This window comes from Ruegeria sp. C5 (genome assembly GCF_056537605.1).
Genome location: NZ_JBQFRX010000001.1, coordinates 1,325,552 through 1,347,961, shown reverse-complemented (window position 1 = coordinate 1,347,961; position 22,410 = coordinate 1,325,552). Strand labels below are relative to the sequence as shown.

Genomic DNA, 22,410 nt, shown 5'->3' with positions numbered 1-22,410 from the left:
ATACCTCGGAGCGCGAGGCAGAGCCTCGCAAATTCCGATCAAGCGAACGCAGTCAAAACCCAGAAAATTAGCGCCGACATCACTGCCGCTGCCGGTACCGTGATCACCCAGGCCGCCACGATGGTCATGAAATGCGACCGCCGCACCAGCTTGCGCCGCCGCCGTTCCTCGCGCGCCAGTCGCAGCTCTGCCGGTCGCTGGCGGTTCGAGTATTTCCACCGCCGCTCAGCATGCCACTCCCGATAGAAGCCAACACCAAAGACGGCCCCAACCGCGATATGAGTCGAACTGACCGGCAGACCCAGCCAACTGGCGACGATGACCGTGATCGCCGCCGATAGCGCGACACAGAACGCCCGCATCGGGTTCAGCTTGGTGATCTGGCTGCCGACCATACGGATCAGCTTGGGACCGAACAGGAATAGGCCGAACGAGATGCCAAACGCGCCGATCACCATGACCCATGTCGGGATCGATACTTTCGTGGCAAAATCTCCGAACTCGGCCGCATGCACGATTGCCGCCAATGGACCCACCGCATTGGCCACATCATTGGCCCCATGCGCAAAGCTCAGAAATGTGGCCGAAATCACCAGAGGCAGACCAAACAATGTCTTCAACGACCGGGTCCGGTTCTCCAACCCTTCAGACTTGCGCTTGACCCACGGTACCGTCGCAGCCCAGACCAGGCCGCCAAAGGTCAGACCGATCAAAAGGGCAAATTGAAGATCAATTTTGACGATCCGCTTCAGGCCTTTGACCGACAAGTAGGTGGCAAACGCCCCTGCCATCACGGCAACCAGAATGGGCACCCAGCGCCGCGCTGCCGCGATCTTGTCGTCCTGATACTGGATCTTGTGTTTGATCAATGCCAGAAAGGCGGCTGCAATCATCCCGCCCAAAACGGGTGAGATCACCCAACTGGCGGCAATCGCGCTCATCGTGCCCCAACTCACCGCACTTAGGCCCGCCGCAGCAATGCCGGCACCCATCACGCCGCCGACCACCGAATGCGTGGTCGAAACCGGTGCCCCGACCCAGGTAGCCAGATTGACCCACAGTGCCGACGATATCAGGGCCGCCATCATCGCCCAGATGAACACATTGCTGTTCTGCACCGACATCGGATCGATGATGCCCTTAGAGATGGTCGAAACCACATCCCCCCCTGCCAGCAACGCACCTGCGCTTTCTGCGATGGCGGCAATCAGGATGGCTCCGCCCATGGTCAGAGCATTGGCCCCAACTGCCGGGCCCATATTGTTGGCCACGTCGTTGGCACCGATATTGATCGCCATGTAAGCGCCGAATGCCGCAGCTGCGACAACGATCACGCCACCATCGGCCCGTCCGAACAGAAGCGCTGCAGCCAAACCTGCCAGCGCGATAAAGGCCAGTGCAATTCCGGGGGCCAACAGAGGACGCGATACTTGGGCATTGGCGTGCTCAACGCGCGAGATACGCTGTAGGTCACGGTCCAGTGCGTGCCAACGGGCTTTAGTGGGGTGGTCTGACATCGGTTCACAACGGCTGTTTTGAATGATGCCCGCCGCTAAACGGTTCCAATGGGCGCGGCAACCTTTGTCATCAGTTTTTTACAATATTGTTACAATTGCAGTAGCAAGTCGCGCAATTCCGGCTCTTGCACGCGTTCGGCGGCCACCTTCGGGGACACCCAGCAGCGCTTACGCTGATCGGATTCCGGGAATACATCCGCCAGTCCGGTCACCTCGATCCGATAAACGCTGGTGATAACCGGCAACGCCGTGCCGTCATCCAACCTTTTGTCGTAAGAGTAATGACCAACGGGATCTTTCTGCACCTCAGTCGCGCGCACTCCAGCCTCTTCCCAGGCTTCCCGCAATGCGGTTTCCGGCCCGTTGAGCCCATCAATGGGCCAGCCTTTGGGGATAATCCAGCGTCCGGTGCCCCGACTGGTGATCAACAGAACGTCGTCACCGGGACCTGCCTTGCGGGTACACAACGCAGCAACCTGCACCCGGCTTGGGCGCTGGATCAGCGGTCGCGCGACTTCTTCCCAGATGTTGCGTATCCATGTCGTCATGTCAGGCCTGCTCGGGCGTATTCTTTTTGTAATTCGAAGAAGTTACATAATCATGTATTACTGAGTTAACAATACCGCCCTCGGATAACCGCAAAATATGGCCTGAACTTTCAGTGTTTCGTGTATTTTTGCAGCAATTTGTGCGCTTTCCGCCGTTTCCGCCAATGAGGCTTATCAACGCCCACCTGATCAACTTAGCCTTTGCGCCGCTTCGCGCGAAGCGTTGGATCCGCCTGAGTTGGATCTTCGGGCCAGGGATGTTTTGGGTACTGCGCCCGCATGTCCTTGCGCACATCGGCATATGACCCGGCCCAGAATCCGGGCAGATCACGGGTGATCTGGATCGGTCGCTGGGCCGGTGACAGCAGCGTGATCTTCAAAGGCTCGCCCCCAACCACCGGATGTTGCGTAACGCCGAATACCTCTTGCAGCCTAACCGAGATTTCGGGCACAGCACCGCCATAGTCAATTGGCAGCTTGCGGCCCAACGGAGTCACAAACGAGCCCGGCGCCCGCCGATCCAGTTCCTGCATCTGGTCCCAGTCCAGCCGGGCGCGCAGCGCGGGCAGCAGGTCGAACCGCTTCCAGTCATCGGCATTGCGCACGCCCGAGAGCATCGGCAGCAGCCAGTCTTCCAGCGTTTCCATCAGCCCGGTTTCCGAGAAGTCCGGCAGATCAGCGCCTTCCGCGCGGATCAACTCGACCCGAGCGGCCAATCGCGCTGCGGCCCCGGTCAGCCGCACACCCAGATCGCGCACCCCGTCCAACATCGCCTGCGCCAATGCATCCCCGGGGACATCTTTCCAGATGCGGTCGTCCAGCGTGATCGCTCCGAACCGCTCTTGCCTGCGCGCCACCACACGGCGTTCGCGTTTCGACCAGTCGCAGCTGTCGACCCGCGCGATCTGATCGCCGAATAGATCGCGAATTTCCCCCTCGGAAATCTGCGCTGCCATGCGCACGCGCGCTTCACGCGGGTTCCCATCCGTATCCGTCACCACAAGATAGGGTGCACCCGCCAACGTATCACCGGCTTCCAGCACGACGCCTTTGCCACCCGACAGGACATAACGCGGGACATCTCCCTTGCGTCGCTGTCCGATGCGATCGGGATAGGCCAGCGCCGCCATCGCTGCCGGGCTCAGACCGCCCGCATCCTTAGATTGCGCGCGCAACCGTTTTGCTTCGCCCTTGATCCGATCCAGCGCGCCCATGTTGACCTGCCAGACCCGATTGCGCTGAAACGCGCGCACGTCCAGCAGCACCTCAAGCCTCAAAGACAGATCGACCGGCGCGCCCCGCAGCGGATCGCGTTCCGCCATCAGCGCCGCCAGTGTCGCGGCCTCAGGTCCCGCGTGCAGCAGCATGTGCCCCAGCCGAGGATGCAGCGGCAGCGCCGCCAGCGCCCGCCCATGTTCGGTGATCCTACCTTTGCCATCCAGGGCACCCAGCATCGCCAGCAACGCGCGCGCCTCGGCCAGCGTGCCTTCGGGCGGCGCGGTCAGAAACGCAAGATCACCCGGTTCTGCGCCCCAGAGCGACAATTCCAACGCCAGCCCGGTCAGATCGGCTGCCTCGATCTCGGCAGGCGGGTAGGCGGCTAGTGCACCTTCTTCGCCCTTGGACCACAACCGATAGCAGACACCTTCGGCCACACGCCCCGCACGGCCTGCGCGCTGCGTCGCTTCGGCCCGCGTCACCCGCTCGGTCACCAGCTGCGACATGCCTGATCCGGGATCGAACCGTGCCCGCCGGGCTTGCCCCATATCGACCACCACGCGGATATCGGGAATAGTCAGCGAGGTTTCGGCAATCGACGTCGCCAGAACCACCTTGCGACCTTGCTTAACCGGCGCAATCGCCGCGCGCTGGGCGGCAAAGGGCAGTGCTCCGAACAAAGGCCGCACTGAACAGGTGTCGGGTAGACGGCTGGCCAAAGCCGCCTCGGCCCGCCGAATTTCACCTTCACCGGGCAGGAACACCAGCATGCCCCCTTTGGTTTCCCGTTCGGCTCGCACCACCAGATCGATCAGCGCGTCCAGTCGCCGCGCCTGCGGCGCCAAAGGCCGGTCCAACCAGCGGGTCTCGACCGGATAGCTGTGCCCTTCGGATGTCACCAGAGGCGCGTTCATCAGCTGGCCCACCGGTTCAGCATCCAGCGTCGCGGACATCGCCAGCAAGATCAGGTCATCGCGCAACGCTCCAGTCACCTCAAGGCACAGTGCAAGCCCAAGATCGGCGTTCAGGGACCGTTCGTGGAATTCATCGAATATCACAGCACCTACGCCGGGCAGGTCAGGTTCGGATTGCAGCATCCGTGTCAGGATACCTTCGGTCACAACCTCGATGTGCGTCGCCTTTGAAACTTTCACGTCTCCACGGACACGATAGCCCACGGTCTGGCCCACGGGCTCACCCAGCGTCTCAGCCATGCGTTCGGCGGCGGCGCGGGCGGCCAGCCGCCGGGGTTCCAGCATGACGATCCGGCCCTCGCACAGACCGGCCTGCAGCATCTCAAGCGGCACGCGGGTTGTCTTGCCCGCACCCGGCGGCGCCTGCAGCACCGCGCGCCCATGCGTTCGCAAGGCGTTCAGAAGATCGGGAATGGCGTCATCAATGGGCAACCGGGTCATATCGCCTTATCGCCAAAGCCTCGGCCAAGGTCCAGCGTCGCCAAACTCAGCTCCGGTTGGGGCTGGACAAACCGGGTCATCCCCCCTCATCTAGGGCAAATTCCAGCCGGGGACTTACCGATGAACATTGCCGAGCTTGGCGACAGGATCTTGAACGGAGAGCGCAGGGCATTGGCCCGTGCGATCACACTGGTCGAAAGCGGGCGTGAAGATCATCGAGCGCAGGCAACCGCGCTGCTGGATCAATTGAGCGGCGCCGGACGCCAGGCGTTGCGGATCGGCCTGTCGGGCACGCCGGGTGTAGGCAAATCGACCTTTATCGAAAGCTTCGGCATGATGCTGACGGGGCTGGGGCTGCGCGTTGCGGTTCTTGCAGTTGACCCTAGCTCGGCCCGTTCGGGGGGCTCGATCCTGGGCGACAAGACTCGCATGGAAAGGCTGAGCCGCGAGAAAAACGCCTTTATCCGCCCGTCCCCCAGCCAGAGCCATCTTGGTGGCGTGGCGCGACGCACACGCGAAGCGATTGCACTTTGTGAGGCGGCTGGTTTTGACGTCGTGCTGATTGAAACCGTGGGTGTGGGCCAATCGGAAACCGTTGTGGCCGAGATGTCTGACCTGTTCCTGCTGCTGCTGGCCCCGGCGGGCGGCGATGAGTTGCAGGGCGTCAAGCGCGGCATCATGGAGATGGCTGACATGATCCTGATCAACAAGGCGGATGGCGATCTGAAAGCGACTGCCACCCGCACCTGCGCCGATTACGCGGGCGCGCTGCGTCTGCTGCGCAAACGCCCGCAGGATCCCGAAGGGTTTCCCAAGGCCATGACCGTTTCAGCGGTTGAAGAGCATGGGCTGGAACAGGCCTGGGACGAGATGCAGGCCCTGACAACCTGGCGGCGCGAAGCCGGGCATTGGGTATCGAACCGCGCCACACAGGCACAATACTGGTTCGAGCAAGAGGTACGCCACGCATTGCTTGCGCGTCTCGAAACGCCACAGATGCGCAGTCGGATGAGCGATCTTGGCGCTCAGGTCAGTGCGGGCCACCTCAGCCCATCGGCGGCGGCCGAACAAATCCTCTCCGGGCTGTCCGACGCGTAACACTCTGGCGGTATGATGCGTGCGCGGCTGGTGCGCTGACCGCTAATCGTGTATTAAAGCTACATATATTGTTGTGTTTGAGTGTAAGTCACTGCGTTTGAACCGGGTTGAGAAAGGGCTTGGTCAGCTCGGATCGTGCCCGGATTCTCCGAGGAACGGGACACGTCAGAATGCCCAATATCAATGGTACCAACGGCGACGACGATATCGATGTCACAAATGACAACGGTACTCTGAACGGAAACCCGGCGACGCCTCCGGTGACCGGTATCCGCGGCCGTGGCGGCGATGACGATATCACCATCACCAATAGCACCATTGCCAACAATGTCCTGGGCAATGCAGGCACCGACACGATCATTGTCACCAACAGTACGGTTGGCGGGCGCATCGCTAGCGGGTCCGATGCGGATACGGTTGATATCAGCGGGTCAACCGTCGGCGATATCCGGCTTGGTGCCGGTAATGACACGCTGAATTTCACCAGCACCACGGTGTCGGGTGACATTCGCGGCGGCAGCGGAACCGACACGCTGAACCTCCCTGAGGGCACTGTTATCACGGACGATACTTTCGGGGTGATTACGGTCGAAGACGGGGTTGGTTATTCAGTCTCTAGCGGCACATTTACCCTGCCTTCAGGCATCACCGTCACGTATTCAGCGTTCGAGAACGGGTCGGGTATGCCCTGTTTCACGCGCGATACATTGATCACGACACAGGATGGGCGATCCCTGATCCAGTCGTTGCGCACTGGTGATCTGGTCCACACTCTTGGGCAGGGCCTACACCCGATCCGTTGGATCGGGCGGCGCGAATTTGATCGCTTCCAGCTTGAAGCCAACCCCAGACTCTGGCCTGTGCGTATCCTTGCAGGGGCATTGGGCGAGGGGCTGCCGCATCGCGATCTGCTGGTCTCGCGCCAGCATCGGATGCTGGCGCACTCAAAGATCGCCCAACGCATGTTCGGCACGACCGAGGTTCTGATTCCGGCCATCAAACTCACCGCAATGCCGGATATCTACGTTGATGAAAGCGTGGAAAGCGTCGAGTATTACCACCTGCTGTTCGACCGCCATCAGGTGATCTTTGCCGAGGATGCGCCAACCGAAAGCCTCTATACCGGCCCCGAAGCGCTGAAAATGCTGAGCGCCGCGTCGCGTCGCGAGATATTCGAGATTTTTCCCGAACTGACAGACCTTGACTATCGCGCCGACCCGGCCCGCATGATCCCCGGCGGGCGGCTGCAAGCGCAGTTGATCACGCGGCATTTGAAGAATAACAAGCCACTATTGCGGATGCCTCGGATCTGAACTGCCAAGGAATTCAAGAAGGGGCAAAGATTTCGCCGCAGCCGTCTTGACCCTCCGCGCGATTCCCACTAAACGCATCCAACCAGTTTTCGGGCGCGACTTCGGGTTGCGCCCCTTGTGATTTGGCCGCGGGTCTTGTACCCGGCCTCCAGAAACAAAGGAAGAAACCATGTCGCGCCGTTGCGAACTGACCGGAAAAGGCCCGATGACTGGCAACAATGTCAGCCACGCCAAAAACAGAACTCGTCGCCGTTTTCTGCCCAACCTGAACGACGTTACCCTGCAGTCGGAAACTCTGGGTCGTGGCGTCAAGCTGCGCATCTCGGCAGCTGCCCTGCGCTCGGTCGACCACCGCGGTGGTCTGGACGCGTTCCTGGCCAAAGCCAAGGATGACGAGCTGTCGGCGAACGCCCTGAAAGTGAAGAAAGAAATCGCCAAGGCACAAGCCTCGGCCTAAGCGCTTTCTCACGCAAGAATTCAGCCCTGCACCCTGCGGTGTGGGGCTTTTCTTTTTTGCATTCGCTGCCCCTGTGCGAATAATTGTCTCTGAAATGGTAATAAAACGCCCCGCTTCGTGACGTTGTTCACAGAACGCCTGCTGAATATCGCATATGTTTATGCATATTCATGTTGAGGGGGTTACCATGTCACTCAAAGCAAAGAATTTTCTGTTTTTACTGCCACGATCAATTGCAAAAGCTGTGATCCGCTGCACCCGGATGCAGCGCCGGGTAAACCGACTGCATACGGGGATGAATGCCGAGGCGTTCAGGCCGCCGAAAAGCTGAGCTAGGCCATACTGTCTCAGCCACTGCTTTGCGCTTGAAGCCGGTTCAGCGGGCGGCGTATATACCAAGCTGACATGACAGGCTTTTTCCGCACATTTCTGCCTTATGCGCTGTCCTTGATGGTGATCCTTACCGGGCAGGGACTGGCCGTGTCGCGGGGTATGGAGCGCGCGGTCGGGCAGATGGTTTTGTGCACCGGCAGCGGGCCGGTCGTCGTCTATATGGACGAAGACGGCCAACCGACCCGCGCACCGCAATACTGCCCTGACTACGCGCTCAACCTGCTGGGCGCGATCCATGAAGCCTCGGTTGCCGTACCTCCGGCCCCGCCGCGCGCGCTCCCCGCGCCGTCGCTCCTTTCCCAGCATCTGATTGCCGCGCCGCTGCCGCGACACCCAGCTCGTGCCCCGCCGGTTTCTGCCTGATTCCAGTTTCCAAACTCTATCAGACAGTTACCAAGGAGAGGCATAATGACCCTCAAATCCAGCCTGCTTGCAGTCCTGACTACCTTTTCGCTGACCGGTGCGGCGCTGGCTGCCGATACCATCTCGGTCGAAGACCCTTATGCACGGTCTTCGGGCAAAACCGCGAAGGCGGGTGCCGCCTTCATGATGATCCAGAATCAAGGCGATACCGATGACCGCCTGATCGGCGTGACCTCGGATGCGGCTGCCCGAGTGGAACTGCACACTCATAAGGTTGACGAAAACGGTGTCGCCAAGATGGTGCATGTGAAGGAAGGCTTCGCCATTCCGGCGGGCGAAACCCACATGCTGAAACGCGGCGGTGATCACGTCATGTTCATGGGCCTGACAGCGCCCTTCGAACAGGGAGGGAGCGTTCCCGTCACACTGATCTTCGAAAACGCCGGAGAGGTCGCGGTCGAGATCCCGGTCGATCTTGAGCGCCAGGACAAAGGCGGCCATTCGAACTAACGCCTATCTTCAGGCTGTGGTACAGCCATCATCCATACGTCAGGCCGGGCAATGCCCGGCCTGTTGCGTCATCTGTTGACGGTTTTCATCTCCAATCGATCGCCCGCTTTTTTGAACCGTGCCGCCAGAAAGAACATCACCACCGCCGAGGTCAGCGCGAAGAAGGCAATTGCCCAGCCCAACGCCACCATGCCGCTGCCGGGCCAGAAGATCAGCACCAGCCCGACGATGAGTGCGAAGATACCTGAATTACGCACCGTTGCGCGCTCGGGGTCTTGTGGATGCATTTGCGGCAGCGCCATGAACGAGCCGATCGCAACGAACAGCGCCATCGCCCCCATGAGGGTGAACGCCAGCCAGGCCACGCCCTGTGGCCAGATCAGCAACACCAAACCGATCAGCGCGGCACCGATACCGACGCCTCCGATCAGCCCGCGCCGCCCAAAACCCAGCCAGGTCAGCGCGCCATCCAGAATCAGCAGCGCCCCTACCAATCGCAGCAGTAATGAGATGCTGCTGGTCGGCCAGAACAGCGCTGCAATCCCGATCAGACCCGCGAGAATTCCACGCAGCAGAAAGGTCCACCACAGGCTGGCCAGATTGGTACTTAACGTATCGCGCGCGTCGATACTGCTGTCGTCAAGGATTTCTCCGTCTTTGGGCGGTAGATCGGTCATGTCACTCACTCGGGTTTGCGTTTTCTGCACCATAGACGGGAAGACGCGCCGCTGTCTGCCCCTATCGCGTGCTGCCTCGCGCCAACAGCTCTTCGACCCAGCGCGGTACTGCCTCTGAGGCTGGCCCCAGCCGGGTTTCATCAAAAATTCCGGCGGATGGCTCAAGGTTCAATTCGATCGTCCGCGCGCCCACGGCCCGCGCCTCTTGTACAAACCCTGCCGCCGGATAAACCTGCCCTGAGGTGCCGATCGAGGCGAACAGCGATGCTTCCATCAGATGGTCGTAGATCTCATCCATGAAATATGGCATCTCGCCGAACCATACCACGTCGGGCCGGGCCGAGGGCTGGTGACAGGACGGGCAGGGCTCACCCACATCCATTTCGGGTGGCGAAGCCCAACGATATCCGCACGCCGCACACAAAGCCCCAGCCAAGGTGCCATGCATATGGATCACATGCGCGGCCCCTCCTGCCTCGTGCAGGCTGTCGACATTCTGGGTGACAAGGATCACCTCTCCAGGCCAGCCCTGCTGCAGCCGGGCCAGCGCCTGATGCGCCGCGTTGGGCTGCGCCTTGGCGGCCTGTACTCGGCGGGCATTGTAAAACTGATGCACCAGCGACGGATTGCGGGCAAAGCCCTCGGGCGTGGCCACATCCTCGATCCGGTGCTGCGCCCACAGGCCCCCTTCATCGCGGAACGTGCCCAACCCGCTTTCGGCGGAAATCCCGGCCCCGGTCAGAATGACGATCTTTTCCATACCTGCCCCACGCGCTAAACCTCTCTTATGTCACACCGTATCCTTTTCGTCTGCCTGGGCAATATCTGCCGGTCCCCCGCCGCCGAGGGTGCTTTTCGCGCCCGCGCCCCGCATCACCAGACCGACAGCGCCGGAACCTCGGGCTGGCATATCGGAGACCCGCCCTACGGCCCAATGCAAAAGGCCGCCCGCGCGCGTGATATCGACCTCAGCGACCTACGCGCGCGCCAGTTCGTGGCCGAGGATTTCAACCACTTCGACCTGATCATCGGAATGGACGCAGAAAACATCGCGAACATCGAAGATTTGCGCCCGGACGGCAACGACACCCCGGTCCGCCTGTTGACCGATTTCGCCCCCCATACCGGTGCCGACCATGTGCCTGACCCGTACTACACCCGGGATTTCGACGGCGTTCTGGACCTGATCGAACAGGCCGTGGCGGGGCTGGATGCGCATGTACGGGCTCAGTGGTAGTTTTGCCTTGCGTATTCAATCAATCCAGAGCGACAGCATGTTTGAGCCCAAAACCAACGTTTATTTGGCCTCCGCAGGCTGCATCGCAATCAGCGACAGGGGTCAAACCATCCGCCTTCTAAGCGCATACCCTTGTGCCTATGCAGATAGTCGCATTAAGTGCATGGAATAGTAATCCGATCCCCAATGGTCATTTGATGGAATGATACAAATTCCTGATGCACGCACGAGGCTGTCATCAGCACACATAAATCTCCAAGCTCCAAGAGCGACTGCAGCCAGCTAATCCAAATGAGTTAGACATATGATCACAGGCACGTTTAACCAGCTGAATACCCCAAAGGTTAGTGACAAAAAATGAACGACGAGCGCGCGCTGTTCCTGCACGAAATTCTGTCACCGGAAAGGCTAACGCGAGTGGTGGATGTGGGTGCCAATCCTCTTGGCGCTACCCCATATTCAACCCTCCTGAAGAACCGCATATGCGATGTCTGGGGTTTCGAACCACAGCAAGATGCATTTGCACGGCTCTCTGAAGAGGGAGGAGAAAATGAAACCTATCTTCCTTATGCGATCGGCAGAGGAGGAAGTGAGCGCCTTCATGTTTGCAAGGGAAGCGGCTTCACTTCGCTATTCGAGCCCAACCCCGACTTCATCAGAGTTATGGGAAGGTGGCCCAGGCAAATGCGGGTCGAAGAAGTTGTGCCAATAACCACCCATCGGCTGGACGACCTGAAAGAGCTGCCAGAGTTCGATCTGCTGAAGATTGACGTGCAGGGCGGAGAATTGGACGTATTCAGGAATGCGCGCGAAAAACTCAAGAATGCGGTTGCTGTGATATCCGAAATCGCAATGGTGCCGCTTTACAAAGGTCAGCCACTGCTTGACTCACAAATGAGCGAGTTGTCTGCGCAGGGATTTCATTTCCACAAGTTTCTTTTTCTAAAATCGATGGCGGTCAAGACCCGTGCCTCGTCCCGCCTGAAGATGCGCGCTATGCGCAATCAGGCCATCGATGGCGACGCCGTGTTCCTGAAAAGGTTCTTCGCACTGGAGGACTCACCGACAGAAAGCTTGAAACATCTTGCGATCCTGGCGGACGCAGTGTTTCAAAGCCCCGATGTCGCACTTATGGCTCTGGAAGTGCTGGCTGATCGCGACGTTGTCAAAGAGGCTGAACTGGACGCCTACGAGGCGTTAGTAGAAGCTGAATTCAGCAGGTAAGAACAGCCTTTATTCCGGACATACTAACGCTCATTAAACGTCTTTTGGTTTGCAGGACGGATCACGCATGGCTCAAATAAAAGAGCCTGGATGCTCACTTTCCGGTTCACCCCACCACCTTCAACTGACCAGCTAACCACGGCAATTGCGCAATCGCTGGATCAACGATCTGGCTGCGCATCAGGCGTCGGATCATGTCGGCCACCTCCTGCGGTACCTGATCGGACCAGTCGGTCCGTGTAAACAAGGAAATGGTGCGCGCGAATTCACCGAACGGGGCAGGGTGCGCCTCCATCCCGTCGTGGAAGCGGGCGGCGCGCATATAGCCCAGCGGCGTGGTAATCGCCCAGCCGAGGCCGCGCGCAACCATCGCCATCAGCGCGAGGTGTGAGCCGATTTCGAACCGTTCCTCGAACTCCAGCTGCTGCCGGGCCAGATGGCTTTCGATCTGACGGCTGATCAACTGCTCGCGGGCATAGCGCAGAAAGGGCAGATCCTGCACTGGTTGCGCAACGCTCTTAGGCGCGACCAGAATGAACGGATCCTGCACCAGCGGATATTCGACCACGCCCTCCAGCACCTCGCCAGAATGGGCCGAGACCGCCATGTGCAGGCGCTGCGCTTCCAGCTCGGCAAACAGGTCCAGGCTGGGCAGCGTGATCAGCTTGAATTTCGACCGGGTCAGACTGTCGGCCAGCAACGTCGCCAATCGCGGCGTCAGGTCGTTGTCGAAATCGTCGATCAAGCCGATGGACAGGGTGGTCAGATGCCCCAGATCCATCACCGCCAGTTCGCCTTGCGCCATCTGCAACTCGGCCAGCACTGCCTCGGCCCGCGCCAGGAAACTGCGGCCGGCCTGCGTCAGTCGCATCGGTCGCCGCCCGTGATCCACCAGATCGGTGCCCAAAGCCTTTTCCAGATTGCGCAACTGCTGGGACACCGAGGGCTGGCTGAGCCCCGTGATCTCGGCCGCCTGCGCTACCGATCCGGTCCGCGCCAGCGCCTCGAACACCTCAAGGCCCCGCAGGGTCAGCCCTTTCATCACCATCGCACATACCTTTCGCTGCGCCATTTCTGAGGCGCAGCAGGCATCAGGTCAAGGATTGACAGGGCTCAGTTGCAGATCGCTTGCGCCATCTGGCCAAAGTTCTGATACCGATCCCACAGCGCATCATCGCGCGCGGTCTGCGACATCTTCAACTCCTGCGCCTGATGCGGGTTGGTGAACCACTTGGCGACGGTCTTCTGATCACTACGCGTCAGCGCCTGATCCGCCACGCGCTGAATACACCGGCACCGCGCCCGCGTCGCTGCCTCACGGTCAGATGCCAGACACGCCCGCTTGATCTGCGCCGCGTCCACCGTGTGGGCCACCGACGTCAGCGATGCCGCACAAAATGCGATTAAGAGGAACTGTTTCATACTCGAGCCTCGTTTTTTGCCTGCCCGGACGGGTCTTATGCCCCTCTCGGTCTGCGGCGGAGTATGAATCAAAGTGGATTCGGGATCAATTGGGTGGTTCGAAAAAGTGATTGCACGCGGCTGGGATGTCGCGTTTTCTGGCCAGACATTGTTTAAATCTCTTTCATGAGACCACTATGCTTAAGAAATACGGGCGCACGTTCCATCTGCCGGAGTCTCCCGGGGCCACCAGCGATGATAAGATCATGTCCAGCGTTGATAAACTGGCTTCGGCTGATGAGGTCGTCTTCACCGAAAAACTGGACGGTGAGAATACAACGATTCATAGTCAGGGCTGCCACCCTCGCAGTATTGACGCGCGATATCACCCGTCCCGAGATTGGATGAAGGCCTTCGCTACCGGAATTTCGCCACAGCTTGACGAAGATGAGCGCATAGTCGGTGAATATCTGTTTGCGCGCCACTCGATAGCGTACTCGGCGTTGCCGACTTATTTCCTGGGCTTCGCCTGGATCAAGGCAATGCGCGTGCAATCGTGGGACGCGACGCTTTCACGCTTTCTCGAGCTGGGGATTACTGCCGTTCCCGAACTCTATCGCGGACGGTTCTCTGTTAAGGTTGTGGCAGATGTGATCGCGGGCCTGGATCTGGATACTCAGGAGGGTTTTGTCGTTCGCACAACTGCAGCGTTTAACGAAGAAGACATGCCCACTCACCTCGCGAAATACGTGCGCGAGGGTCACGTGCAAAGTGATACGCATTGGATGAACGCGGAGTTGGTCAAAAACAGGTTGCTCTGAACGGTCAGAGGCCTCGCAATCAAAGGGTTTCGCTGGGGCTTCGTCCCACCTTGACCACAGCCCATTTCCGACGCATATCCCCAACCCATGACAGACCTCGCTCATATCCGCAATTTCTCCATCGTCGCGCATATCGACCATGGCAAATCCACCCTTGCTGACCGGCTCATCCAAGAGACCGGAACGGTTAAGGATCGCGACATGAAGGAACAGCTGCTCGACAGCATGGATATCGAGCGCGAGCGTGGCATCACCATCAAGGCCAACACGGTTCGCATCGACTATACCGCCGACAACGGCGAAGCATACGTGCTGAACCTGATCGACACCCCCGGCCACGTGGACTTTGCCTATGAGGTCAGCCGGTCGATGCGCGCGGTCGAGGGCTCTCTGCTGGTCGTGGACTCGACCCAAGGGGTTGAGGCGCAGACGCTTGCGAATGTCTATCAAGCCATCGACGCCGATCATGAGATCGTACCGGTGCTGAACAAGATCGACCTGCCCGCGTCGGACTGTGACCGCGTGGCGGAACAGATCGAGGATGTGATCGGCATCGACGCGACCGACGCCATTCAGGTCTCGGCTAAAACGGGGCAGGGCATCCACGAAACGCTAGAAGCCATCGTACAGCAACTGCCCGCGCCGCAGGGCAATCTGGACGCGCCGCTCAAGGCGATGTTGGTGGATTCGTGGTACGACGCCTATCTGGGCGTCATCGTTCTGGTCCGCATCATGGACGGTACGCTGAAAAAGGGGATGCGGGTCAAGTTCATGTCGAACAACACCCTGCACCACGTGGACCGCGTCGGCGTCTTCCGCCCTGAGATGGAGATGGTCGACTCGCTTGGCCCCGGCGAGATCGGTTTCCTGACCGCCTCGATCAAACAGGTCCGCGACACCCGCGTTGGCGACACCATCACCAATGACCGCAACGGCACCGAAGAGGCCCTGACGGGCTTCAAACCCGCGCAGCCGGTGGTGTTCTGCGGCCTCTTCCCCGTCGATAGTTCCGAATTCGAAGACCTGCGCGATGCGATCGACAAACTGGCCCTGAACGACGCCAGCTTCAGCTTTGAAATGGAAACCTCGGCGGCGCTGGGCTTTGGCTTCCGCTGCGGTTTCCTCGGCCTTCTGCACCTAGAGGTCATCCGCGACCGCATCGAACGCGAATATGATATCGAGCTCATCACCACCGCGCCGTCGGTGATCTATCACGTCTACATGAAAGACGGCGAGATGATCGAGCTGCACAACCCTGCCGACATGCCCGATCCGTCCAAGGTCGACCATATCGAGGAACCGCGCATCAAGGCGACCATCCTTGTTCCGGACGAATACCTCGGCGACGTGCTGAAACTCTGCCAGGACCGCCGCGGCATCCAGCTGGACCTGACCTATGCGGGCACCCGCGCCATGGTCGTCTATGACCTGCCGCTGAACGAGGTCGTCTTTGACTTCTACGACCGCCTGAAATCGGTGACCAAGGGCTATGCCTCGTTCGACTATCAGATGACCGGTTATACCGAGGATAATCTGGTCAAGATGTCGGTGCTGGTGAATGACGAACCGGTCGACGCGCTGTCGACCATGGTTCACCGCGACCGGGCCGAGATGCGGGGCCGGGCGATGTGCGAAAAGCTCAAGGACCTGATCCCGCGCCACATGTTCAAAATCCCGATCCAGGCCGCCATCGGAGGCAAGGTCATCGCCCGCGAGACCCTCTCGGCCTTGCGCAAGGACGTGACCGCCAAATGCTACGGAGGCGACGCCACGCGGAAACGCAAACTGCTGGACAAGCAGAAGGCGGGTAAGAAGAAGATGCGCCAGTTCGGGAAAGTGGATATCCCGCAGGAGGCGTTTATTTCAGCGTTGAAGATGGACAGCTAAGGCTGTCCTTCCTCTCCGTTGATCGGTTCTATACGGCCTCAGGATCAGCGTCACTCTGACCAAGTTCCGCGAGTTCACTCCAAACCGCTCTTGGGATATCCCAATCCGCCCATTCGAGTGTTTGTCTCACATGCTGTGGCCAAGTCACTCCACACACCGTTGACGCAATTTTTGCGTCCCGCATCGAGAATTGCAGCGCTAAGGCGCCTAAGGGCACGTCAAAGCGGGCACAGATTTCCTCAACCGCGCGCACAGGTGCGAGCGTTTCTTCTGTTGCTGGCCGATAGACGTAGAAATGATGGATTGCGCTGCCTCTGGCCAAGATTCCGCCGGCGTAAGGCGCTGCGTTCAATACCGTAACGTCCTTCGAGTTGGCCAGTTCGATCAGCGGCGCCGCATTCATGTTTACAAGCGTGTGCCGGTTGTGAGTCATCACCACGTCGAAATCCCGTTCGCGCAGCATTGGCATCAACACATCCAACTGCCCGCCCGCCAGACCAACTGCAGTTGCCAATCCTTCCTCTTTAATTTTGAATAATTCGTCCAGCGCACCTCCGCTGCGGGTAATCTCAGTTACGTCACCAGCGTATTCCGGGTCGTGCAGATGAAGGATGTCCACGCGATCTACCTCAAGAGCCTTGAGGCTTTGTTCAAAGGACCGCCGCGCTTGGGCGGCGTCGAAAACATTCGTTTCCATGTCACGGTCTACTTTTGTGGACAGAACGCGGCCTTTCGGGCAGCCACCGAGTTCACGGATGACACTCCCGATGCGCTCCTCGCTACGCCCCAACGCATAGCCTCGGGCGGTGTCGATAAAACCGTCGGGCCGGGCAAGTATGGCACGTATGGTCTCGCGCGCCCTATTCTCATCAACTTCGTAACCGTAAATCTGTGGAATGTTGCCTATACCGGTTGATCCAAAGCCAATTCGTGGGATTCGCACTCCGGTTTGACCTATTTCGCAAAGTGTTGTCATTGCACCCCTCCCCAGTCGCATATGAATAATTGAATTTTGAACAGGTCGACCCATCACTGCAAGTTCGGGGGCAAAAAAACACTAGAAGAAAAGCGAGAATGGAACCTGAAACTGTGACCCACCTCACAGCCCTAAATCAGCCCATCTGCTACAGTTGACCCAACGGCAACCTTTGCAGGAGGCCCATATGTCTACATCGCTTGTTCCCCTTATCGCTTTTGGATCAGCAGGCCTTTATTCCGTTGCCATGATCGCGATGAAGTTCTGGTGGAAACTCCCCGGCGTGGGTCTTGGTCTACTGATCGTCGCGACCCTGCTGGCCGGGGCCACGCTCGAACTCGCCGCTCTGCGCGAGGAACGGCTGGGCATCATCTATACCGGCATTCTTGGGGCCGAAGTGGTTCTGATCGCCATCGCCTCATTCTTTCTGTTCGGCGAGAACTTCTCGTATCGCGAGGCGGCAGGTATCGGTCTGGTCATCCTCGGCACCGCGCTGGCCTGGGCCTGACGCAAACATTACCGGTTCATGAAGTTTCCCTTAGGTAAGTTGTAACCGGCGCACCTCCGCCCAATCTGTATGCCACAGCAAGGATGTTCGCTTTTGAACTCCAAAGGGTCGCTTTCAGGAGGAGATCCCCATGACCAGATATATGACCGCCGGAGCCGCCGCTCTGGCCACGTCCCTCGCCCTCGGAACCGCAGCACTGGCCGATACCACACCGGATCTGCGCGGCACGTGGTTGGGAAGTTATACGACCGTGCAGCCCAGCCATTATTACAAGGGGGATCAGCCCCGCTTTAATCAGGCCGAATGGATGCTCGACGTCCAGATGCAGGAAGACAATGTCTTCTGGGGCCCCAGCAAATGGCGCCGTGAGGGCGACACTGAATGGAATGAATACGAGGCCACCGGAACCATCAGCCTCGATGGGTCTGGCTCGATCGGCATCGTTGAAACTTCCCCGCTGGTGATTGGCGCCAATGCGTTGATCGATGCGCGGTACGAGGATGGCAAGATCTTTGCCGATTTCCGTAGCCTGCGGAACGGAACGACCTACAGCACAGTTCTGGAACGTCAGGTGAACTGAAGCGTTTCCGGCCCGATCGGATGTTAAAGGGGGTTAATGCCGCTGAGATTTGTGACTGCGGCAGGAGTAGTAGGTACCCCGGTCAGGTCGGAGCGCTTCTCATAAACAACAGTCTCCACAGGGAGGCGACGGGCCGGGCGGCGATCTCGCCGCCCGCGACAGGGTCCAGACCCCCGCGTTTGAGAATGCGGCGTTCCTCGGCACGGGTCATCTGGATCTCGCGGACCTTCAGCGCGGCGTCGCGCGCGGTGAGGTAAGAACCGTCCGGCCCAGGTTCCATCCCCGGAATACCACGCCCCTTCGACCACCACCCGCGCACCCCGCTGAGCGGGTGTTTGCGTCCGATGGTGTCATCATCCATTAACTCCCAAATCCGCTGCGCCTCGTTCATCGACACCAGTGCGGCGATCGGTTTGCCATAACGGGTCAGCGCGATCACTTGCCGGGGGTCTTGCGACAAGGTGGCCAGTTCGCCCAAACGGGCGCGAGCTTGAGAAATGGTCAGGCGCATAGACGAATCTCCGGTTGTACGATTCGAAAGATTGGGGGCTTGAGTGTTGTACAACTCGGACAATACCCCCCTAATTCAGCGCGCGGGACCTTCGCAGGTGCAGAAACCAAGCGAATTCTGGCCCGAGATCCATATTTGACTTTTTCCATCCCCAAGCCTGCGCGATGACGCGAATTCTCGGGTTATCCACATGGCTCTCCCGGCGGATATCAACAGCTTATCCCCGTCTAATTTTTATGCTGCAGTGCTATTTTCTTGCCGGATCATGACGCTGATGTAACAGTCTGGTTACTGCTTCTGATCTTCGGAACAGGGGCGGGACGCAAGGGCCAAGGGGGCCACGGCAGCTAAGGCGGATTTTAGGATTTGTTTTTAGTTGCAATGGCTTACCGGTGGTGGAGCAGGTGGTCTGGGCTTCGGTTCGGGTTAGATGCTCAGCCTCTCAGAAGGTCCGTGCGGACTGCGACGCGACATAGCGCGTGTGGCAGTGGCCAAAGTCCCTTCGGGGGCCGAGGCAACTGGACCGAGAAGCCCCTCGGGCGGAACGGACCGGCAAGGCGTCAGGAGTGTCCGCAAGGATGCATGCAAAGACCGCGTCTGAGCACCTGACGCCTTTTCCTTTTTGAGAACCCAAGGTTCATACAGGCTATCACGCACCACCCTCCGGACCAGAACGGGGTTCTTTCGCTTGCGCAAAAGAACCCCGTCAAAGTGTCAGAAATGCAATGCCGCGTCTATGCACCTGTACCGGCACACTACTCGGGTTGAGTCGGTGTGGCAACTACATATTGCGGGTAAGCGTTGCCTGAACGCAACATCCCGTCACGATCAGATGTTTTCCTGCACGTCCTCGGCCGCGTTCTGGATGGCATCTCCGGCGTTTTCGATATCTTTGCCAGCGCCCTTTGCGGTTTCGCATGCGGTCAAGGTGAACAGGGCCAGGCCAATCAGAATTGCGCGGATCATCGGTTGCTCCATAAGTGCTTGTTTCGAATTGACTAGCAGCTTTCCCGGGCCATAGCTACAGGTTTTGCATGGCCGATTTCGAAGGGCTAAATACTAGGCTCAGGTCGCATCCTGAGCGCAAAACAGTTCGTACACCACTTCCAGTATTCGGGCTGGTCGATCATCTGCCAGCCGGTAATATATCGCCTTGCCTTCGCGACGAGGAACAACCAGCCCCTCAAGTCTGAGCCGCGACAGTTGCTGAGAAACGGCGGCTTGGCGGGCCGATAGCAATTGTTCCAGTTCAGTAACGGATTTCTCGCCCGAGACGAGGTGACACAGGATCATCAAACGCCCTTCGTGGCTTATGGCTTTCAGAAAGTTCGATGCGCGCGTCGCGTTTTCAACCATCCGGTCAAGGTCGCCGGGTGACATATCCTCGGTCATTTGCGGAAAAGCCATGATCGTATTCCCTCGTTAGTGCCGCCGAATCCCGGCGCCTGACCGGCGCCGCATCCGCAGCGAGAACTCTTGGTACAATTTCCAGGCATGTATTTCCATATGCATGGATCAAAATAGCGTGATGTAACCAGCACGTTTCCGCGCAATCCGTCAACCGACCTGTAGCGGCGTGTGCATTCGGGTCGTGCAGGTAGACGGAATTCGTGGGAACGTTCGGCCCCCCTTGCAGCCCCCCTGTGGCGGCACTAAGACTCGGGTAACTACTCTTCGGGTAATGTCCCGATCCATCGCAAAACAGGCAGGTTCCGAATGTTCGATCCAGTTGATACATATATGAACACACTCGTCCCCATGGTCGTCGAGCAGACCAGCCGGGGCGAGCGCGCATACGACATCTTCTCGCGCCTTCTGAAAGAGCGGATCATTTTCATCAACGGCCCCATCCATGACGGTATGAGCCATTTGGTGGTCGCTCAGCTGCTGCACCTTGAGGCGGAAAATCCGAACAAGGAAATCTCGATCTACATCAACTCTCCCGGTGGCGTGGTCACCAGTGGTTTGTCGATTTACGACACAATGCAGTATATCAAGCCGAAATGTTCCACATTGGTGATCGGTCAGGCGGCGTCGATGGGTTCGGTTCTGCTGGCCGGGGGCGAGAAGGGGATGCGCTTTTCGCTGCCTAACAGCCGGATCATGGTGCACCAGCCCAGCGGCGGTTATCAGGGCCAGGCGAGCGACATCATGATCCACGCGGCCGAGACGCAAAAGCTGAAAGATCGCCTGTATGACATCTATGTGCGCCATACCGGGCAGACCAAAAAGGCGGTTGAAAAGGCGCTGGATCGTGACAATTTCATGAGCCCGGAAGAGGCCAAGGATTGGGGCCATATCGACGAGATCGTCGAGAACCGCGCCAAGATGGATGGTGACGAGGCCTAGGTTCAAATCCGCGCGCGTCCGGCGTGAGGGATGATTTTGAGATTGTAGCTGCCAGAACGCTGGCCTAAGCTGCAGGCATATACGGCAAGCGCGGCCCTTGAGAGGGGCCGCTGAGACGGAGCCCGAGGGGTAAAGCATGGCGACGAATTCAGGCGGTGACGGCAAGAACACGCTCTATTGCAGCTTTTGCGGCAAAAGCCAGCATGAGGTGCGTAAGCTGATCGCAGGCCCGACCGTGTTCATCTGCGATGAGTGTGTCGAGCTGTGCATGGATATCATTCGCGAGGAAACCAAGGCCAGCGGTCTGAAATCCTCGGACGGTGTGCCAACACCCAAGGATATCTGCGAAGTGCTGGATGACTATGTGATCGGTCAGGCCACCGCCAAGCGGGTGCTGTCGGTTGCGGTACATAACCACTACAAGCGTCTCAATCATGCCCAGAAAGCGGGCAGCGATATAGAACTGGCAAAATCCAACATCTTGCTGATTGGCCCCACCGGCTGCGGCAAAACCCTGCTGGCGCAAACGCTGGCGCGGATTCTTGACGTGCCGTTTACGATGGCGGACGCGACCACGCTTACCGAAGCCGGTTATGTGGGTGAAGATGTTGAAAACATCATCCTCAAACTGTTGCAGGCCAGCGAATACAATGTCGAACGCGCACAGCGCGGCATCGTCTATATTGACGAGGTCGATAAGATCACCCGCAAGTCTGAAAACCCTTCGATCACCCGCGATGTATCGGGCGAGGGCGTTCAGCAGGCCCTGCTGAAACTGATGGAAGGCACCGTGGCCAGCGTTCCGCCGCAGGGTGGGCGCAAACATCCGCAGCAGGAATTCCTGCAGGTGGATACCACGAACATCCTGTTCATCTGTGGCGGTGCATTCGCCGGACTAGACAAGATCATTGCACAGCGTGGCAAAGGCTCGGCCATGGGCTTTGGTGCCGACGTGCGTGACAATGACGAGCGCGGCGTGGGCGAGATCTTCAAGGATCTGGAACCCGAAGACCTGCTGAAATTTGGCCTGATCCCCGAATTCGTCGGCCGTCTGCCGGTTCTGGCGACGCTGGAAGATCTGGACGAAGACGCTTTGGTCACCATCCTGACCAGCCCGAAGAACGCTCTGGTCAAGCAATACCAGCGGTTGTTTGAGTTGGAAGATGCGGAACTGGCCTTTACCGATGATGCGCTGAAGGCGATCGCCAAGAAAGCGATCGAGCGTAAAACCGGTGCACGTGGTCTGCGTTCTATTCTGGAAGACATCCTGCTGGATACAATGTTCGAACTGCCAGGCATGAAGAACGTGACCGAAGTTGTGGTCAACGAAGAGGCTGTGACGTCGGACTCTCAGCCATTGATCATCTACGCAGACGCGGCGGAATCGGCTTCGGCGGGTTGAACCGC

Annotated in this window: 24 protein-coding genes; 13 read left to right on the top strand and 11 right to left on the bottom strand. The window is 58.9% G+C overall.

Features of this window, described 5'->3' with window-relative positions; all coding sequences use genetic code 11:
* Window positions 1–38 precede the first annotated feature (38 nt).
* The 3 genes from ACR0AW_RS06865 to hrpB form a co-directional block, all read right to left on the bottom strand.
* Window positions 39–1,517: an inorganic phosphate transporter gene (locus ACR0AW_RS06865; RefSeq protein ID WP_170397220.1), complete on the bottom strand. Its 1,479-nt coding sequence runs from the start codon at window positions 1,515–1,517 to the stop codon at window positions 39–41.
* Window positions 1,518–1,606: 89 nt separating this feature from the next.
* Window positions 1,607–2,065, bottom strand: a complete 459-nt coding sequence (locus ACR0AW_RS06860) for an NUDIX hydrolase (RefSeq protein ID WP_170511319.1) — start codon at window positions 2,063–2,065, stop codon at window positions 1,607–1,609.
* Between the two features lie 194 nt (window positions 2,066–2,259).
* Window positions 2,260–4,698: an ATP-dependent helicase HrpB gene (gene hrpB, locus ACR0AW_RS06855; RefSeq protein WP_170733233.1), complete on the bottom strand. Its 2,439-nt coding sequence runs from the start codon at window positions 4,696–4,698 to the stop codon at window positions 2,260–2,262.
* Between the two features lie 120 nt (window positions 4,699–4,818).
* Here hrpB and meaB point away from each other — a divergent pair, with 120 nt between their 5' ends.
* The 5 genes from meaB to ACR0AW_RS06830 all read left to right on the top strand — a co-directional run bounded on the left by meaB (window position 4,819) and on the right by ACR0AW_RS06830 (window position 8,832).
* Complete coding sequence (gene meaB, locus ACR0AW_RS06850) at window positions 4,819–5,796, top strand: methylmalonyl Co-A mutase-associated GTPase MeaB (protein WP_170733232.1); 978 nt, start codon at window positions 4,819–4,821, stop codon at window positions 5,794–5,796.
* A 170-nt stretch (window positions 5,797–5,966) separates the two neighbouring features.
* The gene (locus ACR0AW_RS06845) at window positions 5,967–7,109 is read left to right on the top strand and encodes a Hint domain-containing protein (protein ID WP_170733231.1); all 1,143 of its coding nucleotides are present in this window, start codon (window positions 5,967–5,969) and stop codon (window positions 7,107–7,109) included.
* A gap of 169 nt (window positions 7,110–7,278) precedes the next feature.
* On the top strand, window positions 7,279–7,566 hold the full coding sequence (gene rpmB, locus ACR0AW_RS06840) for a 50S ribosomal protein L28 (RefSeq protein WP_008756960.1): 288 nt from the start codon (window positions 7,279–7,281) through the stop codon (window positions 7,564–7,566).
* A 405-nt stretch (window positions 7,567–7,971) separates the two neighbouring features.
* Entirely contained in the window at window positions 7,972–8,322 is a 351-nt protein-coding gene (locus tag ACR0AW_RS06835) for a glycosyltransferase family protein (RefSeq protein WP_170733230.1), read from the top strand.
* 45 nt (window positions 8,323–8,367) lie between these two features.
* Entirely contained in the window at window positions 8,368–8,832 is a 465-nt protein-coding gene (locus ACR0AW_RS06830; RefSeq protein ID WP_170397208.1) for a copper chaperone PCu(A)C, read from the top strand.
* Window positions 8,833–8,900: 68 nt separating this feature from the next.
* Here the strand turns inward: ACR0AW_RS06830 and ACR0AW_RS06825 are convergent, their stop codons facing one another.
* A complete protein-coding gene (locus tag ACR0AW_RS06825; protein WP_170397206.1) occupies window positions 8,901–9,509 on the bottom strand; it encodes an HdeD family acid-resistance protein in 609 nt (202 codons plus the stop codon).
* 61 nt (window positions 9,510–9,570) lie between these two features.
* Entirely contained in the window at window positions 9,571–10,269 is a 699-nt protein-coding gene (locus ACR0AW_RS06820) for an NAD-dependent deacylase (RefSeq protein ID WP_170733229.1), read from the bottom strand.
* Window positions 10,270–10,296: 27 nt separating this feature from the next.
* On the opposite strand from ACR0AW_RS06820, the gene ACR0AW_RS06815 reads away from it, so the two are divergent.
* Window positions 10,297–10,746 carry a low molecular weight protein-tyrosine-phosphatase gene (locus ACR0AW_RS06815; RefSeq protein ID WP_170511306.1) on the top strand — a complete coding sequence of 150 codons (450 nt, stop codon included), beginning with the start codon at window positions 10,297–10,299 and terminating at the stop codon, window positions 10,744–10,746.
* Between the two features lie 357 nt (window positions 10,747–11,103).
* Window positions 11,104–11,970, top strand: coding sequence for an FkbM family methyltransferase (locus ACR0AW_RS06810; RefSeq protein ID WP_170733228.1), 867 nt, complete (start codon window positions 11,104–11,106; stop codon window positions 11,968–11,970).
* 106 nt (window positions 11,971–12,076) lie between these two features.
* On the opposite strand, the gene ACR0AW_RS06805 is transcribed toward ACR0AW_RS06810, so the two are convergent.
* Both ACR0AW_RS06805 and ACR0AW_RS06800 read right to left on the bottom strand, forming a co-directional pair.
* Window positions 12,077–13,018 carry a LysR family transcriptional regulator gene (locus ACR0AW_RS06805; RefSeq protein WP_170733334.1) on the bottom strand — a complete coding sequence of 314 codons (942 nt, stop codon included), beginning with the start codon at window positions 13,016–13,018 and terminating at the stop codon, window positions 12,077–12,079.
* 65 nt (window positions 13,019–13,083) lie between these two features.
* Entirely contained in the window at window positions 13,084–13,392 is a 309-nt protein-coding gene (locus ACR0AW_RS06800) for a hypothetical protein (RefSeq protein ID WP_170404173.1), read from the bottom strand.
* A gap of 176 nt (window positions 13,393–13,568) precedes the next feature.
* Here ACR0AW_RS06800 and ACR0AW_RS06795 point away from each other — a divergent pair, with 176 nt between their 5' ends.
* Window positions 13,569–14,192, top strand: coding sequence for an RNA ligase family protein (locus tag ACR0AW_RS06795; protein WP_170733227.1), 624 nt, complete (start codon window positions 13,569–13,571; stop codon window positions 14,190–14,192).
* 87 nt (window positions 14,193–14,279) lie between these two features.
* Complete coding sequence (gene lepA / locus ACR0AW_RS06790; RefSeq protein ID WP_170397199.1) at window positions 14,280–16,079, top strand: translation elongation factor 4; 1,800 nt, start codon at window positions 14,280–14,282, stop codon at window positions 16,077–16,079.
* A gap of 28 nt (window positions 16,080–16,107) precedes the next feature.
* On the opposite strand, the gene ACR0AW_RS06785 is transcribed toward lepA, so the two are convergent.
* Window positions 16,108–17,055 carry an aldo/keto reductase gene (locus ACR0AW_RS06785; RefSeq protein ID WP_170733226.1) on the bottom strand — a complete coding sequence of 316 codons (948 nt, stop codon included), beginning with the start codon at window positions 17,053–17,055 and terminating at the stop codon, window positions 16,108–16,110.
* 187 nt (window positions 17,056–17,242) lie between these two features.
* Between ACR0AW_RS06785 and ACR0AW_RS06780 the strand changes: the two genes are divergently transcribed.
* Window positions 17,243–17,563 (top strand): hypothetical protein, encoded by a 321-nt coding sequence (locus ACR0AW_RS06780; RefSeq protein WP_170397195.1) that lies wholly within the window; start codon window positions 17,243–17,245, stop codon window positions 17,561–17,563.
* A 130-nt stretch (window positions 17,564–17,693) separates the two neighbouring features.
* Window positions 17,694–18,143 (top strand): hypothetical protein, encoded by a 450-nt coding sequence (locus ACR0AW_RS06775; RefSeq protein WP_170404170.1) that lies wholly within the window; start codon window positions 17,694–17,696, stop codon window positions 18,141–18,143.
* Between the two features lie 82 nt (window positions 18,144–18,225).
* Here ACR0AW_RS06775 and ACR0AW_RS06770 read toward each other — a convergent pair whose 3' ends face one another.
* The 3 genes from ACR0AW_RS06770 to ACR0AW_RS06760 all read right to left on the bottom strand — a co-directional run bounded on the left by ACR0AW_RS06770 (window position 18,226) and on the right by ACR0AW_RS06760 (window position 20,061).
* A complete protein-coding gene (locus tag ACR0AW_RS06770) occupies window positions 18,226–18,654 on the bottom strand; it encodes a type II toxin-antitoxin system Phd/YefM family antitoxin (protein ID WP_170733225.1) in 429 nt (142 codons plus the stop codon).
* A gap of 828 nt (window positions 18,655–19,482) precedes the next feature.
* A complete protein-coding gene (locus ACR0AW_RS06765) occupies window positions 19,483–19,620 on the bottom strand; it encodes an entericidin A/B family lipoprotein (protein WP_010443271.1) in 138 nt (45 codons plus the stop codon).
* 99 nt (window positions 19,621–19,719) lie between these two features.
* Entirely contained in the window at window positions 19,720–20,061 is a 342-nt protein-coding gene (locus ACR0AW_RS06760; RefSeq protein WP_170397190.1) for an ArsR/SmtB family transcription factor, read from the bottom strand.
* Window positions 20,062–20,370: 309 nt separating this feature from the next.
* On the opposite strand from ACR0AW_RS06760, the gene ACR0AW_RS06755 reads away from it, so the two are divergent.
* The gene (locus ACR0AW_RS06755) at window positions 20,371–21,003 is read left to right on the top strand and encodes an ATP-dependent Clp protease proteolytic subunit (RefSeq protein ID WP_039970058.1); all 633 of its coding nucleotides are present in this window, start codon (window positions 20,371–20,373) and stop codon (window positions 21,001–21,003) included.
* A 136-nt stretch (window positions 21,004–21,139) separates the two neighbouring features.
* A complete protein-coding gene (gene clpX, locus ACR0AW_RS06750; protein WP_170397188.1) occupies window positions 21,140–22,405 on the top strand; it encodes an ATP-dependent Clp protease ATP-binding subunit ClpX in 1,266 nt (421 codons plus the stop codon).
* Window positions 22,406–22,410: the final 5 nt, after the last annotated feature.

What these genes read in the sequence shown, in the direction of transcription:
- ACR0AW_RS06800 (WP_170404173.1), bottom strand. Translation starts at nt 13,392, where the DNA reads ATGAAACAGTTCCTCTTAATCGCATTTTGTGCGGCATCGCTGACGTCG.
- ACR0AW_RS06815 (WP_170511306.1), top strand. Translation starts at nt 10,297, where the DNA reads ATGTCACACCGTATCCTTTTCGTCTGCCTGGGCAATATCTGCCGGTCC.
- rpmB (WP_008756960.1), top strand. Translation starts at nt 7,279, where the DNA reads ATGTCGCGCCGTTGCGAACTGACCGGAAAAGGCCCGATGACTGGCAAC.
- ACR0AW_RS06780 (WP_170397195.1), top strand. Translation starts at nt 17,243, where the DNA reads ATGTCTACATCGCTTGTTCCCCTTATCGCTTTTGGATCAGCAGGCCTT.
- ACR0AW_RS06845 (WP_170733231.1), top strand. Translation starts at nt 5,967, where the DNA reads ATGCCCAATATCAATGGTACCAACGGCGACGACGATATCGATGTCACA.
- ACR0AW_RS06860 (WP_170511319.1), bottom strand. Translation starts at nt 2,065, where the DNA reads ATGACGACATGGATACGCAACATCTGGGAAGAAGTCGCGCGACCGCTG.
- ACR0AW_RS06770 (WP_170733225.1), bottom strand. Translation starts at nt 18,654, where the DNA reads ATGCGCCTGACCATTTCTCAAGCTCGCGCCCGTTTGGGCGAACTGGCC.
- ACR0AW_RS06795 (WP_170733227.1), top strand. Translation starts at nt 13,569, where the DNA reads ATGCTTAAGAAATACGGGCGCACGTTCCATCTGCCGGAGTCTCCCGGG.
- ACR0AW_RS06865 (WP_170397220.1), bottom strand. Translation starts at nt 1,517, where the DNA reads ATGTCAGACCACCCCACTAAAGCCCGTTGGCACGCACTGGACCGTGAC.
- ACR0AW_RS06805 (WP_170733334.1), bottom strand. Translation starts at nt 13,018, where the DNA reads ATGGTGATGAAAGGGCTGACCCTGCGGGGCCTTGAGGTGTTCGAGGCG.
- lepA (WP_170397199.1), top strand. Translation starts at nt 14,280, where the DNA reads ATGACAGACCTCGCTCATATCCGCAATTTCTCCATCGTCGCGCATATC.
- ACR0AW_RS06835 (WP_170733230.1), top strand. Translation starts at nt 7,972, where the DNA reads ATGACAGGCTTTTTCCGCACATTTCTGCCTTATGCGCTGTCCTTGATG.
- ACR0AW_RS06820 (WP_170733229.1), bottom strand. Translation starts at nt 10,269, where the DNA reads ATGGAAAAGATCGTCATTCTGACCGGGGCCGGGATTTCCGCCGAAAGC.
- hrpB (WP_170733233.1), bottom strand. Translation starts at nt 4,698, where the DNA reads ATGACCCGGTTGCCCATTGATGACGCCATTCCCGATCTTCTGAACGCC.
- ACR0AW_RS06785 (WP_170733226.1), bottom strand. Translation starts at nt 17,055, where the DNA reads ATGACAACACTTTGCGAAATAGGTCAAACCGGAGTGCGAATCCCACGA.
- meaB (WP_170733232.1), top strand. Translation starts at nt 4,819, where the DNA reads ATGAACATTGCCGAGCTTGGCGACAGGATCTTGAACGGAGAGCGCAGG.
- ACR0AW_RS06775 (WP_170404170.1), top strand. Translation starts at nt 17,694, where the DNA reads ATGACCAGATATATGACCGCCGGAGCCGCCGCTCTGGCCACGTCCCTC.
- ACR0AW_RS06765 (WP_010443271.1), bottom strand. Translation starts at nt 19,620, where the DNA reads ATGATCCGCGCAATTCTGATTGGCCTGGCCCTGTTCACCTTGACCGCA.
- ACR0AW_RS06755 (WP_039970058.1), top strand. Translation starts at nt 20,371, where the DNA reads ATGTTCGATCCAGTTGATACATATATGAACACACTCGTCCCCATGGTC.
- ACR0AW_RS06760 (WP_170397190.1), bottom strand. Translation starts at nt 20,061, where the DNA reads ATGGCTTTTCCGCAAATGACCGAGGATATGTCACCCGGCGACCTTGAC.
- ACR0AW_RS06830 (WP_170397208.1), top strand. Translation starts at nt 8,368, where the DNA reads ATGACCCTCAAATCCAGCCTGCTTGCAGTCCTGACTACCTTTTCGCTG.
- ACR0AW_RS06810 (WP_170733228.1), top strand. Translation starts at nt 11,104, where the DNA reads ATGAACGACGAGCGCGCGCTGTTCCTGCACGAAATTCTGTCACCGGAA.
- ACR0AW_RS06825 (WP_170397206.1), bottom strand. Translation starts at nt 9,509, where the DNA reads ATGACCGATCTACCGCCCAAAGACGGAGAAATCCTTGACGACAGCAGT.
- clpX (WP_170397188.1), top strand. Translation starts at nt 21,140, where the DNA reads ATGGCGACGAATTCAGGCGGTGACGGCAAGAACACGCTCTATTGCAGC.